Source organism: Sphingorhabdus sp. YGSMI21 (assembly GCF_002776575.1).
In the GTDB taxonomy this organism is placed as follows: Bacteria; Pseudomonadota; Alphaproteobacteria; order Sphingomonadales; family Sphingomonadaceae; genus Parasphingorhabdus.
Window position 1 is genome coordinate 923,479 of record NZ_CP022548.1, and the last position, 14,686, is coordinate 938,164.

The window sequence follows — 14,686 nt, forward strand, 5'->3', positions numbered from 1 at the left end:
TTTTACGCCTTTTCCTTGTTGCGGACAGGTCTACCAGATTTTGCCACCAATCCAGTCGCCGGCCGCGGGAATGAATTCGGTGACCCGGATGTCGGCCCAGATACCGGCGGCATAATAAGGATCGGCTTCCGGAAATTTGCGCGCTTCAGCCGCGGTTTCGGCTTTCACGACCAGCATGGATCCGACCGTCACGCCCTGCTCGTCGAGCAGCGGCCCGGCGATAAGAAAATGCTCCAGCATCTTTTCCATATGGGCAAAATGGGCCGCTCGCGCGTCGAGCCTTTTCTCGGCGGTATCAGGATTGTCGGTGCAATAGATAGCAAATGTTTTCATCGGGAGTCCTCGTCCAGGAAGGTTAGTATTTCTGTTGCCGTCTTGTCCGCCGCCTCGTCAAGCACGGCACGTTTGATATCGAGCCTTTCGACAAGCCGGGCGGATGCTATCAGGCCTGCAGCGCGGCGGGTGGCCTCGAGCAATCCGGACTGCGTCGCCAAGATCAGAGCCGGGCAGGCAACCATCGGCAGGCGGCCTTCCACATCATAGGTGAAGGCAGCGTGAAAAGCGGCGTTCATCGCCGTGCCGTGGCGCAATTGTTCGGTGAACATTGCGAAGCTGCGGTCCGGGCCCTGGCTTGGCAACCGCTTGGTCATGCCGAGATCCCACGCTTTTTCCAGACACAGGATATCCGCCGTGATTTCAAACGGGCGGGCGGCACCGGGCAGAAATTTTGCACGGACATCGGGGGCGAAAGCCGGGACGTCGACCAGCGCCAGCTTGCGCACCTGTGCGCCCCGGTCGCCGGCCATTTCGGTCGCGACCAGATTGCCGCTGTGAAAGGCCGTGATATCCACCGGTCGCTGGCCGGACAGGTCCGCCACCACCGCTCGCATGGCCTGCGCATATTCGGCAATCACCGGGTCCGGGCGAAAAGAGTCCGAGCCGCCGTGGCCGGGAAAATCCGGTGCAATTACCCGGCGTCCCCGCGCGAGGAACGGCATGATCGTGGTAAAGGCAAGACCGCTGAACGGGGCGGGATGCAGGCAATAGAGATCGGGCCGCGAAGGCGGCTGTTCCGGTTCCAGCATCCGCCAGTGGATCTGGCCAAAAGGACCATCCGAATAGCCTTTGCGGATCATCCGGCGCCATCCCCCAGCCGTTCCATCTGGGCCCGGTAGAGACGCCGGGTCAGCGGCATCATCAGGAACGGTATGAAACCGAAAATAAACGGCACGGCTGCGACCGCATAGCGGATATTCTCCTCGCCGAAGACACTGCTCGACAATTCGCCGACCACGATCGGCCCCAGCGAACCGAACCAGCTGATCGACAGATAATAGATCGCGACGATCTGGCCGCGCACCTGGGCAGGCGTGATCACCAGCAGGGCCGTTACCCCAATTGCGGAAACGATGCCGATGCCGACGGTGTTGATGCACAGGATCGCGAAGGCGAGCTCGGCGGTCGGCATGAAAAGCGGAAGCGACGCGGTCGGCACCATGATCAGAAAGCCGATGAACAGCAGTCGCAAGGCGGCATCCTTCACGCCCTTACGGGTCCACCAGTCGGAAATGCTGCCCATCAGCAGCATGTTGGCGGGACCGATGACCAGCAGGGCAACACCGTTTACAAATGCATATTTTTGCGGTGACCAGCCCCAGGTCCTTTCGAAGGTCGGCGCCAGAAAGCCCTGGCTATAGGCGATCGTGGTCATTGTGCCGATCAGCAGCAGGAAGCCGAGATAGAGGAGCCGGTTGCGCCAGATATATTTGAGCGCGTCGGTAAAGCCGTTGCCGCTGATCACGTCGGAGGCGGCGGCCGCCGGACGGCGCGCGGGCTCTTTCATCAGCAGGAAGAACAGCGCGAAGACCAGTCCCGGCAGCCCGACCAGGATCAGGGTGAATCGCCAGGGTGACAGTTCGCCGAAGAAAGGCAGCGATTGCGTGCCGCCCGATGCTGTCCAGGCGATGATAGCGCCGCTCAGCAAGGACGCCAGGCCGGCGCCGATCGGCAGGGCCGAGGAATAGAAGGCGATCGGCTTGCCGCGTTTCTCCGCCGGAAAACTGTCGCCGATCATCGAGAATGTCGCCGGGCTCAGGGTCGCTTCGCCGACGCCGACGCCCATGCGGGCGGCGAACAGCTGTGCGAAATTCTTGGCCGTGCCGGTGGCAACCGTCGCGATCGACCAGAGGCCGACACCGATTGACACGATCCAGATCCGCTTGCCGCGATCGATCAGCCAGCCCATGAAGATGCCGACGAAACCGTAGACCAATGTGAAGGCGCTGAGCAGCCAGCCGATGGACCGGTCGGACAGGCCGAATTCCGCCTTTATCGGTTCGATCAGCAGGCCAAGAATATAACGGTCCACAAAGCTGAAAATATAAGCGATGGTCAGCATGACGACAAGGAACCAGCCGGCCGTCGCACTCGGATAGGGCCGGGCCGGCGAAGGCCCTGCGCCGCCCGTCCCCGGCCTTGCGGCCCCGGCCTCCGCCTCGCGGCCCATTAATCGTTGTCCGGAATAAGATAGATGACGACCAGATTGTCGTCGAAGTCGACTATGCCGATTTCCCGTCCGATGCGGCCGTCGTGCGTTTCCAGGCGCCCTTCCGCATATACGGTCAGGCCAAGCGCGGCGCTTTGGGCCATCACCTTGTCCGGATCGGCGACATCGAGCACGATCGCGCTGCGCCGGGGATAGGGGACCGGCTCGAGCCTTATTTTCCCTATTCCAGACAGCGCCATGATGCGCGGCTGGCCGGGCAGCGAGAGTATGGCAAAATCAAGCTCGGCCCCGTCGGGGATTTCAAACACGGGTATCGAATAACTTTGCGGATTATGTCCCTTGCGGAAGGTCACCTCGAAACCGAGTACGTCGCGATAGAAGGTCAGCGCCTTGTCGACATCCTCGACCACGAAATTTGCGCGCTGGAACCGCACCGCCGGTTTTTCGGTCATATCATTCTCCTCAATTCCACTGCGCCGGTTCACCGCGAACCGAACAACATTGGACGCCGACATTGCGGCCATAATATAGATTGGCGAGCGCCCGAGGCATATTCTGGAATCCGTCCTCGATGTCCTGCACCGGCTTCAGACGGTCATCATGTATCCATCCCGCCAGATCATCCATCACCTTCTGCCAGTTGCCAAGATGGTTATAGACAAAAAAGCCCTGCATCCTGCTTTCGGTAGCGCGCAGGCGCGTATAGTTGGTGAGACTAAATGGCTCTTCTCGCGTATATTCGCTGATCGATCCGCACAGCACGATGCGGCTGTGCATGCGGAGCCGTTCAAGACAGGCCGCCAGCGTTTCGCCGCCGACATTGTCGAAATAGAGATCGATGCCATCGGGCAGCAGTGCATCCAGACGCCGCCCGATATCCTCCGCTTTATAGTCGATCGCCTGCAAACAGCCATGGTCCCGGATGAAAGCGCATTTTTCCGCTCCGCCCGCCAGGCCGATGACCTCGCAGCCGACGACATTGGCGGCCATCTGGCTGACCATCGATCCGACTCCGCCGGCAGCGCCCGAAAGCACCATCCGGTCGCCTTGCCGCGGATCGCCACAGGCAAAAAGCCCGGCATGGGCCGAGAGTCCTGTCATGCCCAATACTCCGGAGCCCAGTGCGGCCGGCAGACCGTTATGCGGCATTTTGAAGAATTTCTCCTGCGCGGTCATCTGGGAGACCTTGTAGGTCTGCCAGCCCAGCTGCCCCTGCACCATCTCGCCTTCCTGCCAGTCGGGATGGCGGGATTTCACGATCTGCGCCACGCCCCGCCCGTGGATCACATCACCCGGTTCGAGCGCCCGCTCGCCGGCGGCGCCCGTGCCCTGCATATAGAATCGCATGACCGGCGCGAGACCGAGATAATGGGTTTTGAGCAGCACCTCGCCCTCACCGGGCTCGGGAATATCGGTCACGGTCCACTGAAAATCGGAAGGCACGACATTGCCGACCGGCCGCGATGCGACGCGCCACTGGTAATTGGCGCTATCATCTATCTGCTTGTCTGCGGACAGGGAATCAAACGCATCAAGGCCGTCACCGCTCACCTAGCCGTGAACCTTCACGACCTGGTTCACTTCGAAGAAATAGCCGTCCAGATCCCAGAAGGAACAGCCGATCATGTCCTTTTGCTTGCCGTCAGCGCCGGTAACCGTCCATTCGCGCGGTTCGCAATGGATCCGTGATCCCAGCGCCCGCGCTCGTTCCAGCGCACCCTTTGCATCTTCCGATGCCACGACAAAGACGGGCGCGCCGAACTGTATTTCGGTGGGCAATTCCGCCGGCGCATCCATTTTCGGATCCAGCCATTCGAGCAGACCGATCATGCCGATGAGATCGTCCTGGCATTTCAGGATGATGAGCCGGGTCTGGTCGCCTTTCCTGCCTGCAGCGAGCTGGGTTCCCGACAGGGTGAAGGGCGTATCCATCCACTTTGCCATACCGAGAACATTTTCATACCAATGCGATGCGCGGTCGCCGTCACGGACCATCAATGTTGTGCGTTTGATAATATCAGTCATTGATTCGGGGGCTTTCGATCAGAAGAACCTGGACATCCGCGACACCTTCACGGAGCTTTTTGGCTTCCTGATATTCAGGACCATCCCAGAACGCCTTGGCTGCCGCCTTGTCGGGCCACTCGGAAATGACCATGGAAGCGCCATCGCCAAAGTCGCCTTCGAGCAGCTCGGCGCCCGGACCGCGCAGGACATATTTGCCGCCGAATTTTTCGACCAGAGCACCCGCTGCGGCGCCATAGCCGCTGATAAAAGCCTCCCTGTCGCCAATTGCGGCTGTCACGATCATATAGGCGGGCATATCATATCTCCAAAAGTTGTCTGGACAAATTAGCTGCATTATGATTGATTGCAATGCCTAAATGAATTGCGGAATCCGGCGGGTTCAGACGCCGGAGGATCGGGCCGGCGAAGCCGCGATTTTGCGCCAGACTGGCAAATTGTGCGTTGCAAAATTGTTACAGTCCGCTGCTATAGATGCCCAAAAAAATAATTTGTCTGGACAAATTCTCAAAGCAGTGAGACTCCCGCGATGGAGGAAATGCAAATCAGCGATGCTGGTATCAGGGAGAACTCTTATGAAAATTTCTTATAAATATTTGCTTTTGGCTGCGGCAGCGACCGTGCCGGCATCCGCTATAGCGCAACCGGTATCCGGCGAGGGCGCCGGTGATTCGAACATGATCATCGTGACCGCCCGCAAGGTCTCCGAAAATCTTCAGGAAGTGCCGACCGCAGTGGCTGTCGTGACCTCCGAATCGATCGACAATCTCGCACTGAACAGCGTGGCCGACATTTCCAAGACCACCGCGGGTCTGACCTTCGATGACAGTCTGGGACGCGACGCCAACCGCCCGGTTATTCGCGGACAGGCGAATGTTCTGGGGTCATCCGGCGTCGCGGTATTTATCGACGGCATCTATTTCAGCGGCTCGGTGGGCGACTATAATGTCGACAATATCGAACGCATCGAAGTCGTGAAGGGCCCGCAAAGCGCGCTCTACGGACGAAACACCTATTCCGGTGCGATCAATATCATTTCCAAAACCACCGCAGACCGCCTGACCGGCAACATCTCGGCGGATATTTCGGAACACGACCGCTATGATATTACAGCCAATATTCGCGGCCCTGTTACCGAAGCGCTCAGCGCCTTTGCCTCTGGTCGCTATTTCACCAATGACGGCGAATATACTAACCAGTATGACGGCAGCAAGATCGGCAAACAGAAATCCTATTCCTTCTCCGCCGGCCTTGCCTATGATGATGGCGGCCCCTTCTCTGCCCAGTTACGCGCTTATTATAACCGCACGGACGACGGCCAGCCGGCCATTTTCTCGACCAGCGCGAGCGACAATAATTGCTATTTCGACAATGGCGGTTTCTACGCCGGCGGCGGGCGCTATTTCTGCGGTACGATCAAACCCGCCGAGATCAACACCGACTATACCCGCCAATTTGCCAACGACGGCGAGGATGTCGGGCTTGATGTGAAGACGTTCAACGCCAGTCTGAAAATGGAATATGCACTGTCCGATCAGCTGACGCTGACATCCCTGACCGGCTATAACAAGGTCAAGAACAGCCTCGTGACCGACGGCGACTATAGCGCAGGCAGCTTTCAGGCCTCCACCTTCGCCACTTTCCCGGCCGGTGCCGGCATCGGCATCGTAAACGGCGGACCGACCGATTTCTCTTTTGCCAGCGCCGCAGAGACCGAGGACTGGTCGCAGGAATTGCGTCTCGCTTACGACGGAGACCGGTTCGATATCATGGTGGGCGGCTATTATTTCGACCAGTCCGATGACAGCCGGGACATCCGCGAACTGCCGGCCAATGCCAACGCACTCGCGCTTGCCAATTCCGAAGCCCGCCGGGCTGCCTTATGCTCTCCGGCTGCTGGCTGCTTCTTCACCTTTCTGACCGATCCCGCCGCGGCCGGTGTTGTCGTTGTTCCGCGCAACGAGAATAACTACGACATCCGCAACTGGGCACTGTTCGGAGCGGCAAGCTTTGATCTTACCGAAACCCTGACCCTGAGCGTCGAAGGACGATATGCAGAGGAAAAAGTCGAACAGACGACCATCGCCCGCAACGACGGTGATCCGCCAGCCACACCCGTGAGCGTCGGCACCACGTTCAAGAAATTCTCGCCGCGGGTGCTGCTCGGCTGGCAGGCGACGCCGAATAATCTGCTCTATGCATCGTTCGCCCAGGGGCAGAAGCCCGGTGGCTTCAATGGCGTCACCGCTATTCAGGCCGATGTGCCATCCTATGAGGCAGAGGATGTCGACGCCTTTGAAATCGGTTCGAAAAACCAGTTTCTTGACCGCGCCCTGACCGTCAATCTCGCGGCATTCCACAATACGATCACGGGCTATCAGCTGACCCAGAATGTGCAATCGCCGACCAGCGTCGTCTCCGCTGTCGTTAACGCGGGCAAGGCACGGGTCGTCGGTATGGAGCTGGAGATTGTCGCCCGGCCCAGCGACAATCTGACCTTTACCGCCAATTATGCACTGGCCGACAGCAAGTTCAAGTCGGGCTTTGACGAGAACCAGGGCGTGCTGAACGATGTGCTGGATGATGGTCTGGTCAATTGCTCCACCGGGGATCAGTTCCCCGACACCGCCGGTTGCCAGTCGCTGTTCGGTTCGATCAAGGGCAAGAGAATTCCCCGCGCGCCCGTGCATCAGGTCTTTGCCGATGTGGATTACCGGATGCCGCTGGGATCGAGCGACTGGACCTTCTTTACCGGCGCCAATATCTCCTTGGTTTCCTCCAGCTATGCTCAGGTTCACAATCTGGCCGAAACCGGAGGATCTGCCGTGGCCGATTTCCGCATCGGATTTGAAAACGAGAATTTCAAAATTCAGGGCTATGTCAAGAATCTGACCGACGAGGATTCGGTGGCGCAGATTCTCCGCTACGCCGACGGCAACGAATCCTTCAAACGGAATTTTACTGCGGGCCTTCGCCCCGGACGCCGTTTCGGCGTGGTGCTGTCAGCCAGATATTGAGGCCTCGACGCCTGAACGATCAGTAAAAGAAAGCCGTCCGATTGGGCGGCTTTCTTGTTTCGGGAGACCCGTGATGAACCGTTTAAGATTATATGCACCATTGCTGCTGGCCTTGTTCGCGCTGGCCATGCCGGCAGCGCAGGCACAGTCGGAAACCTCGCCGACCGGTGCGGAGATATTGGCGCTGGCGCGGGAAGCGGCCGGGGGTGACCAATGGGCCAATGCGCGCACGCTGAGTCTGTCAGGCCGCGCGATATTCTATGGCGAAACGGGCCATGAACCGCGCGCGGTGGCCGATGATTACCGAATGTGGCGGATATTCGATCCCGATCGGGAAGTCGCCCATGGCGCGGACGGCAAGGTCAGGATCATCGCAAAAGCCGGCGACCGGCTGGTCTTCGAGGTCGGTTTCGATGGTGAAACGACCTGGACCGAACGCGGGATCACACCCAAGGCAGAGGCAGACCGGTTCTGGGCCAGCAATTTCGGTTTCGGCATCATCCGCCACGCCGGCAAGCCGGGCTTTGTCGCCACGAGAATGCCCGACGACACCTTAGCGGGCCATGCGCTTTACATGGTGCAGCTGACCGATCCGGGCGGGGGACAGACCCTGTTCGGCGTTGACCGGGAAAGCCATGCCATCCGTTCCATGGGCTTTCGCACGCCCAAGGGCTGGCATCAGAGACTGTACGACGATTTTGTCGAGCTGCAGAATCCGCGCTGGTTGCAGGCCCGCCACGTCACTCTTTATTATGACGGCCGCAAGGCGAACGAAGTATTCTGGACCGAGACAAGGGTCAATGGCGTTATCGACGCCGGCTTGTTCGAGCCGCCGGTCGAGTAGCTCGCGGATCTAGTCGGCGCCGGGTCCGGACGGCCGTTCGGCGCCGGAAATCGTGCAGCTGGCCTGCATCCAGCGCAGGTTGAGGCCAACCCGGCTTGCGTCGATATCGGCCCAGCTATAGCTCTCGGCCCGGTCGGGGTCCTGCTTGTGCACGTAGAGCACCATGCTTGGCCGGTTGCGGCTGGGCGCGGGCCAGTGCACCGCCCGCATCCGCAATGTCACCGCTTCGGCGCCGCTGTCACCACCCCCGACGCGCGCACGGCCACCCTGGTCATGCAATGCCAGATCGCCAGCGAAGACCCAGTCGGTGCTGCCGTCTGCCTTCGGCTCTGCCTTGGGAATCGCCGCCCAGCATTGCACCGGCCTTGCCCGTTTCAGGATTGTCTCGGAACCGTCGTTCAGACGCAGCTGGACGCCGTCGGGATTGACGGCAATGATCTGATAGTCCTGCTTGCAGGCCATCCGATTCTGCACCGCGCCATAGCGCCAGCCTTCACCGGTCCGTTCGAAATAGCGGCTGCAAGACCCGACCCGGACCGTGCTGCGCGCTGCACCGGCGGAGATGACAACTGGCTTGGTTGCGCCAATTGTCTCTCCGTATGCATCTATCGGCTCCAGCGTCAGGCCATCCTTGTTCCGAGAGATGCGGAGCGACAGCCAGGGCGGTGCCGCGCGGCCGGCGTCTTTCTCGAAATAGACCTGTTCCTCGTTGCTGAACGTGCCGGACAGCAGGTCGGCAATATCAGACCCCGCATCCGGAGCAGTCGCCAATACCGCCGCCTGGAGAAGCATATATCCCGCTACCATCGATCCAATCCCCTCTCAATTTGTCCGGACAAATCTAAGCGATCGAGTCGTAAAAGCAAGTCAATCCGGTGAAATTCAGGCGGTTGCCGATACCAGCCAGACCTTGCCTTTCATCATCACGCCCTTGCCGGGGATATGGTGCCGGGCAAAGACGTCGGCCAGTTCCTTGCTGGCGGCGGTAATGACCGCATCGCCCTTGTCGCTCAGCGCCCGGCCGACCGCCATCGAAGCAAAGGCGAATTCGACGGCTTTCTCGGGCGTGGCACCGATTCCGCCGACCGGTTGCAGGGCTTCATAGGCGGCGACATCGACATTGGTGAAGCCACTGCCGTCCAGTATCTCGCCGAGATATGCCAGATCCTCGAAGGCAAAGGGGCCTGGCGCGCGCGGCACCGCCGGGGGGATTTCGACATGGTTCCGGACGACGCCCATCATTTCCATCATCCACAAATTGTCGCGCGGCGGCCCCCAGACCGCCAGATCGATGCGCCCGCCTGGGCGGACCAGAGCGTGGAGATTTTTGAAAGCGCTGACCGGCTCCTCAAAAAACATGCTGCCGAAGCGGGAGAAGAGCCGGTCATAAGGCGCGTCCGGCAATTGCGCCGTGGCGGCGTCGGCGCAGGTAAATTCCACATTGCCGGCATCGGACCGGTCGGCCCGTTCCCGCGCGGCGGCGATCAGGTCGGGGGATATATCAAGACCCATGACCTTGCCGGAGGGCGCAACCGCCTCGCCGATGGCCAGCGTCGTGGCCCCGCCACCACAACCCAGATCGATCACCGTTTCACCGTCCTGATATGCGGCGCGCGCCAGCAGAGCTTCGCCTATCGGGGCGATCATCTCTTCGAACAGCGACAGGCTGGCCAGCCATTTGAGCCCCATTTCACCGGCCCAGTCTTCCGGTTTCAATTCCTGCGGTTGCTGGTCTGAAATATTGCTGTCGTTGCTCATGCGCGTGTTCCTGCTCTATAATATTTTCGCGAAGCTGGCCGTCCCCGTACCGGTGACCGGTTTTTTCTTCGGCGCGACGGTCCTGGTCGCAGCCTCCATGATCTGCTGCGGATCGGGCTTGTCGGTCAGCAGGGCCTCCATCGTCCGCACACAGAGGCGCGAGGCATCGTCGGCAAGATCATACCAGATCTGCTTGCCCTCGCGGCGCGTCTTCACGACATCCGCCTGTCGCAGCGCCGCTAGCTGCTGGCTGAGCGCCGGCTGGCCGATACCGGTTGCGGCATCGATCTCGCTGACGCTGTTTTCGCCGCGCAGCAGAAAAGAGAGGATCATCAGCCGCTGCGGCTGGGCGAAGATTTTAAGCTTCTCGGTCGCGGCATCGGCGCGGTCACGGCTTTCGTAAATCGCCGTCACGGGGCCTTCACCTTGTGGCAGAACCAGTCGTCCTCCCGGCTGATTTCCGTCTCCGAGAGCGGTGGGATCTGAAGCACATCATCACCGGGCTGCCACCCTTCCGGGATCAGGACATCGGCCTTGTCGGCAAGTTGCAGCGCCGCCAGCAGGCGGATCATCTCGTCAACCGAACGCCCGACATTGTGCGGATAGCAGGTGGTCGCGCGGACCACGCCTTCGGGGTCGATGAAATAGCTCGTACGCATCGCCGCAGAATCGGCGGCGGTTTCGTCGATCATGCCAAAGGCACGACCGACCGCCATGCTGGGGTCCTCGACAATCGGGAAAGGGATTTTGACGTCGAACTTGTCCTCGATCGCCCGCGCCCAGGCGAGATGGGAATAGAGGCTGTCCACCGACAGGCCGAGCAAAGCACAGTCCAGCGCCTCAAACTGGTCCTGATGACGTGCCAGAGCGACAAATTCGGTGGTGCAGACCGGGGTGAAATCGGCGGGATGTGAGAAGAAGATCAGCCAGCGTCCACGATAATCCGAAAGTTTGACCGGGCCACGGGTCGTGCGCGCCTCAAAGTCCGGGGCGACGTCCCCTATACGCAATGACCCTGACTTTACCTGCAACGCGTCTGACATTAATTTTCACCTCTCCCGAGAATTGGCAGTGTTGGCATATTGACGCAACACATATAATGTATTACATAGTTTATGTAAATATGAATTTGAGGAATTATCTATGACTGATTCGGCACTGATTCATGCAACGGAACAAATCTCCCGCGCGCAGCAGCATCTCCCCGTTATCCAGGCTTTTTTCGATCAGCCGACGTTCACGGTGACTTATGTCGTGCACGACAAGGAGACGAAATGCGCCGCCATCATCGACAGCGTATTCGATTTCGACCCGGCTTCCGGCCGGACGTCCTTCGAGTCCGCCGACGAGGTGATTGCCTATGTCAAGGAACAGGGCCTGACGGTCCAGTGGCTGCTCGAAACCCATGCCCATGCCGACCATCTGTCGGCTGCGCCCTATCTGCAGGAAAAGCTCGGCGGCAAGATTGCCATTGGCGAGCATATCGTGACGGTGCAGGACGTATTCGGCAAATTGTTCAACGCCGGAACCGAATTCCAGCGCGACGGATCGGATTTTGACCGCCTGTTCGCCGATGGCGACACGTTCAAGATCGGCACTCTCGATGTGACGGTGATGCATGTGCCCGGCCATACGCCAGCCGATATCGCCTATGTCGTCGGCGACGCGGTCTTTGTCGGCGACACGATGTTCATGCCGGATTACGGAACCGCCCGGGCCGACTTCCCCGGCGGTGACGCACGCCAGCTTTACCGGTCGATGCGGCGCCTGTTGTCGCTGCCCGACACCACCCGCCTGTTCATGTGCCATGACTATCTGCCGGAAGGCCGCGACGAATATGTGTGGGAAACCACGGTTGCGGAACAGCGGAAGAACAATATCCATGCGCATGACGGCGTGACCGAGGACGAATTTGTCAAAATGCGGACCGAACGCGACAAGACGCTGAATATGCCGCGGCTGATCCTGCCCTCTGTCCAGGTCAATATGCGGGCCGGCCATCTGCCGCCCGAGGAGGACAATGGCGTGCGCTACCTCAAAGTTCCGTTGAACGGCGTCTGATGCTCGCTGCATTTCCCCATGCCATGCCGCTGGAAGGCCTGATCGGCGGACTGATGATCGGTGTCGCAGCCGCAGTGATGCTGCTCGGCCTCGGTCGGATCGCCGGAGTCAGCGGACTGGCGGCGCGCGCCACCGGCATTGCCGATGGCGGAGCGCCCCGCAGCATAGCCATCGCTTTCGTTATTGGCCTGCCGCTCGGAGCATTTATAATCGCCCAGCTCACCGGCGGGATCGAGACCCGCTTTCCGCCCTCGGTCATTCCGCTGATTATCGGCGGCTTGCTGGTCGGCTATGGCACGCGGCTTGGCTCGGGCTGTACCAGCGGCCACGGCGTCTGCGGCATGTCGCGCCTGTCGCCCCGCTCCTTGATCGCCACGGCCATCTTCATGGCCAGCGGCTTTGTCACGGTCGCGCTGATGCGCGCAGGAGGCTTGCTATGAAACAGATTTTGGTAGCCCTTTTCGCCGGAGCCCTATTCGGCGCGGGTCTGGCCTTCTCGGGCATGGCCGATCCGGCGCGTGTGCAGGGATTTCTGGATCTCTTCGGCAATTGGGACCCCACGCTCGCCTTTGTCATGGGCGGCGCGATGATCCCGATGGCCATTGCCTGGATCATCCAGCGGCGGCTCGACAAGCCCTTTGCCGACGCGCATTTTTCGCTGCCCGGCACAACCCTGATCGATCGTAAACTGACCATCGGTGCGGTGCTGTTCGGCACCGGCTGGGGAATCAGCGGCCTTTGTCCGGGTCCGGGTCTGGCGGATCTGGCGATCAACCCCCTGCCCGCTCTGGCCTTCGTCGGCGCGTTGCTAACCGGCATGATCGCGCATCGGGTGACAAGTTAAGCAGAGACACGATAATGAAGGATGTCCAATGACGAGCAAGCCAGAAATCACGAAGTTGAGTGACACCGTAAGTGTATCGCCGCAACTGGAGCTCAGCGATGTCGCGGCATTGGCGAAAGCCGGCTTCAAATCGATCATCTGCAACCGGCCCGACGATGAGGCAGGCGACCATCCCCGTTCTGCCGCCGTGGCGGAGGCCGCACAACAAGCGGGCCTGAATTTCGCATATGTCCCGGCAGTGTCAGGCGCGATCACCGATCAGGACGGAGAGAAAATGTCGTCCGCGCTGGCAGATATTCCCGCTCCCGTCCTCGCCTATTGTCGGTCCGGTGCCCGTTCAACCAAATTGACCGAAATGGCGCAGGCGAAACCAGCGAAGACTCCATCTACATCCAGCCGCTTCAATGTCGTCATCGTCGGCGGCGGCTCCGCCGGTATCGCGACCGCCGCCAGCATGCTCAAGCGGAACAAGACTATCTCGCTCGCGATTATCGACCCGGCCGACGACCATTATTACCAGCCCGGCTGGACCATGGTTGGCGGCGGCGCCTTTTCCGCCGAATTCACCCACCGCAAGGAAAAGGACCTGATCCCCAGACGTGCGCAGTGGATCAAATCTGCAGTCCGCTCTTTTGATCCTGAAAATGGCTCCGTTGCAACAGCCGACGGACAGAATATCGGCTATGATGTGCTGATCGTCTGCCCGGGCATCAAGCTCGACTGGGAGGCGATCGACGGCCTGCCCGAGACCCTCGGCAAGAACGGTGTCACGTCCAATTACCGCTTCGATCTCGCGCCCTACACTTATCGGCTGGTCAAGGACTTGAAGGACGGAACCGCCCTGTTCACCCAGCCGCCAATGCCGATCAAATGCGCCGGCGCGCCGCAAAAGGCGATGTATCTGTCTTGCAGCAAGTGGGAAAAACAGGGCGTTCTGGGCAATATCGACGTGCAGTTCCACAATACAGGCGCGGTATTGTTTGGCGTGAAGGAATATGTGCCGGCGCTGATGGAATATGTTGAGCGCTATGACGTCCATCTCAATCTCGAGTCCAAACTGGTGGCAGTCGACGGCCCGGCGCAGATTGCCACATTTGAACAGAAACGTGGCGAGGAAATCAAAAGGGTCGAGATAAAGTTCGACATGATCCATGTCGTCCCGCCACAAGTGGCGCCCGATTTTGTCCGCTCCAGTCCGCTGGCTGCCGAAAGCGGGTTCGTCGATGTCGATCCGGACACCCTGCGGCACGTAAAATATACCAATATATTTGCGCTCGGCGACGCGTGCAGCGCGCCCAATGCCAAGACCATGGCCGCCGTCCGCAAACAGGCGCCGGTGGTTGCAGTCAACGCGCTTGCCGCACTGGAGGGCAAGCCGCCGATTGCCGACTATAATGGCTATGGCAGCTGCCCGCTGACGGTCGAGCGCGGCAAGGTCGTGCTCGCCGAATTCGGCTATGGCGGCAAATTGCTCCCCAGCTTCCCCAACTGGCTGATCGACGGGACGCGGCCATCGCGGCTGTCGTGGCTGCTCAAGGACACGATCCTGCCGCCGGTCTATTGGCATGGCATGCTCAAGGGCCGCGAATGGATGGTCAAACCGCACCGGATCGGCGCGGAATAAGCCGGGC

The 14,686-nt window shown here is 60.0% G+C and carries 17 protein-coding genes; 6 read left to right on the forward strand and 11 right to left on the reverse strand.

Translation table 11 applies throughout. The annotated features are described in order from the left end of the window. Positions 1–30: 30 nt before the first annotated feature. From CHN51_RS04405 to CHN51_RS04435, 7 genes are read right to left on the reverse strand one after another with little or no spacing between them, the layout of a single operon-like run. Positions 31–333 carry a YciI family protein gene (locus CHN51_RS04405; protein ID WP_100092927.1) on the reverse strand — a complete coding sequence of 101 codons (303 nt, stop codon included), beginning with the start codon at positions 331–333 and terminating at the stop codon, positions 31–33. Beyond that, complete coding sequence (locus CHN51_RS04410) at positions 330–1,136, reverse strand: alpha/beta hydrolase (RefSeq protein ID WP_100092928.1); 807 nt, start codon at positions 1,134–1,136, stop codon at positions 330–332. The genes CHN51_RS04405 and CHN51_RS04410 overlap by 4 nt, the downstream gene beginning before the upstream one ends. Continuing rightward, positions 1,133–2,506 carry an MFS transporter gene (locus tag CHN51_RS04415; protein WP_100092929.1) on the reverse strand — a complete coding sequence of 458 codons (1,374 nt, stop codon included), beginning with the start codon at positions 2,504–2,506 and terminating at the stop codon, positions 1,133–1,135. Before CHN51_RS04415 ends, CHN51_RS04410 begins: the two co-directional genes overlap by 4 nt. Next, positions 2,506–2,958 carry a VOC family protein gene (locus CHN51_RS04420; RefSeq protein ID WP_100092930.1) on the reverse strand — a complete coding sequence of 151 codons (453 nt, stop codon included), beginning with the start codon at positions 2,956–2,958 and terminating at the stop codon, positions 2,506–2,508. Before CHN51_RS04420 ends, CHN51_RS04415 begins: the two co-directional genes overlap by 1 nt. A 10-nt stretch (positions 2,959–2,968) precedes the next feature. After that, the gene (locus CHN51_RS04425) at positions 2,969–4,057 is read right to left on the reverse strand and encodes an NADP-dependent oxidoreductase (RefSeq protein WP_100092931.1); all 1,089 of its coding nucleotides are present in this window, start codon (positions 4,055–4,057) and stop codon (positions 2,969–2,971) included. After that, positions 4,058–4,531, reverse strand: a complete 474-nt coding sequence (locus tag CHN51_RS04430) for a VOC family protein (RefSeq protein ID WP_100092932.1) — start codon at positions 4,529–4,531, stop codon at positions 4,058–4,060. It lies immediately after the preceding gene. Next, positions 4,524–4,829, reverse strand: a complete 306-nt coding sequence (locus CHN51_RS04435) for a DUF1330 domain-containing protein (protein WP_100092933.1) — start codon at positions 4,827–4,829, stop codon at positions 4,524–4,526. Before CHN51_RS04435 ends, CHN51_RS04430 begins: the two co-directional genes overlap by 8 nt. Positions 4,830–5,106: 277 nt before the next feature. Between CHN51_RS04435 and CHN51_RS04440 the strand changes: the two genes are divergently transcribed. Then, on the forward strand, positions 5,107–7,548 hold the full coding sequence (locus CHN51_RS04440) for a TonB-dependent receptor (RefSeq protein WP_164088982.1): 2,442 nt from the start codon (positions 5,107–5,109) through the stop codon (positions 7,546–7,548). 73 nt (positions 7,549–7,621) lie between these two features. Further along, complete coding sequence (locus CHN51_RS04445) at positions 7,622–8,392, forward strand: hypothetical protein (RefSeq protein WP_123906231.1); 771 nt, start codon at positions 7,622–7,624, stop codon at positions 8,390–8,392. A 9-nt stretch (positions 8,393–8,401) separates the two neighbouring features. Here CHN51_RS04445 and CHN51_RS04450 read toward each other — a convergent pair whose 3' ends face one another. The 4 genes from CHN51_RS04450 to CHN51_RS04465 all read right to left on the reverse strand — a co-directional run bounded on the left by CHN51_RS04450 (position 8,402) and on the right by CHN51_RS04465 (position 11,193). Next, positions 8,402–9,199, reverse strand: coding sequence for a hypothetical protein (locus CHN51_RS04450; protein WP_100092936.1), 798 nt, complete (start codon positions 9,197–9,199; stop codon positions 8,402–8,404). A gap of 75 nt (positions 9,200–9,274) precedes the next feature. Next, positions 9,275–10,150 (reverse strand): class I SAM-dependent methyltransferase, encoded by an 876-nt coding sequence (locus CHN51_RS04455; protein ID WP_100092937.1) that lies wholly within the window; start codon positions 10,148–10,150, stop codon positions 9,275–9,277. A 15-nt stretch (positions 10,151–10,165) separates the two neighbouring features. Then, the gene (locus CHN51_RS04460; RefSeq protein ID WP_100092938.1) at positions 10,166–10,564 is read right to left on the reverse strand and encodes a metalloregulator ArsR/SmtB family transcription factor; all 399 of its coding nucleotides are present in this window, start codon (positions 10,562–10,564) and stop codon (positions 10,166–10,168) included. Continuing rightward, entirely contained in the window at positions 10,561–11,193 is a 633-nt protein-coding gene (locus tag CHN51_RS04465) for a peroxiredoxin (RefSeq protein ID WP_100092939.1), read from the reverse strand. The genes CHN51_RS04460 and CHN51_RS04465 overlap by 4 nt, the downstream gene beginning before the upstream one ends. A gap of 100 nt (positions 11,194–11,293) precedes the next feature. Between CHN51_RS04465 and CHN51_RS04470 the strand changes: the two genes are divergently transcribed. From CHN51_RS04470 to CHN51_RS04485, 4 genes are read left to right on the forward strand one after another with little or no spacing between them, the layout of a single operon-like run. After that, the gene (locus CHN51_RS04470; RefSeq protein WP_100092940.1) at positions 11,294–12,211 is read left to right on the forward strand and encodes an MBL fold metallo-hydrolase; all 918 of its coding nucleotides are present in this window, start codon (positions 11,294–11,296) and stop codon (positions 12,209–12,211) included. Further along, complete coding sequence (locus CHN51_RS04475; protein ID WP_100092941.1) at positions 12,211–12,651, forward strand: YeeE/YedE thiosulfate transporter family protein; 441 nt, start codon at positions 12,211–12,213, stop codon at positions 12,649–12,651. Before CHN51_RS04470 ends, CHN51_RS04475 begins: the two co-directional genes overlap by 1 nt. Next, a complete protein-coding gene (locus tag CHN51_RS04480; protein ID WP_100092942.1) occupies positions 12,648–13,055 on the forward strand; it encodes a DUF6691 family protein in 408 nt (135 codons plus the stop codon). Before CHN51_RS04475 ends, CHN51_RS04480 begins: the two co-directional genes overlap by 4 nt. Before the next feature lie 28 nt (positions 13,056–13,083). Beyond that, positions 13,084–14,679, forward strand: coding sequence for a bifunctional protein tyrosine phosphatase family protein/NAD(P)/FAD-dependent oxidoreductase (locus CHN51_RS04485; RefSeq protein WP_100092943.1), 1,596 nt, complete (start codon positions 13,084–13,086; stop codon positions 14,677–14,679). Positions 14,680–14,686: the final 7 nt, after the last annotated feature.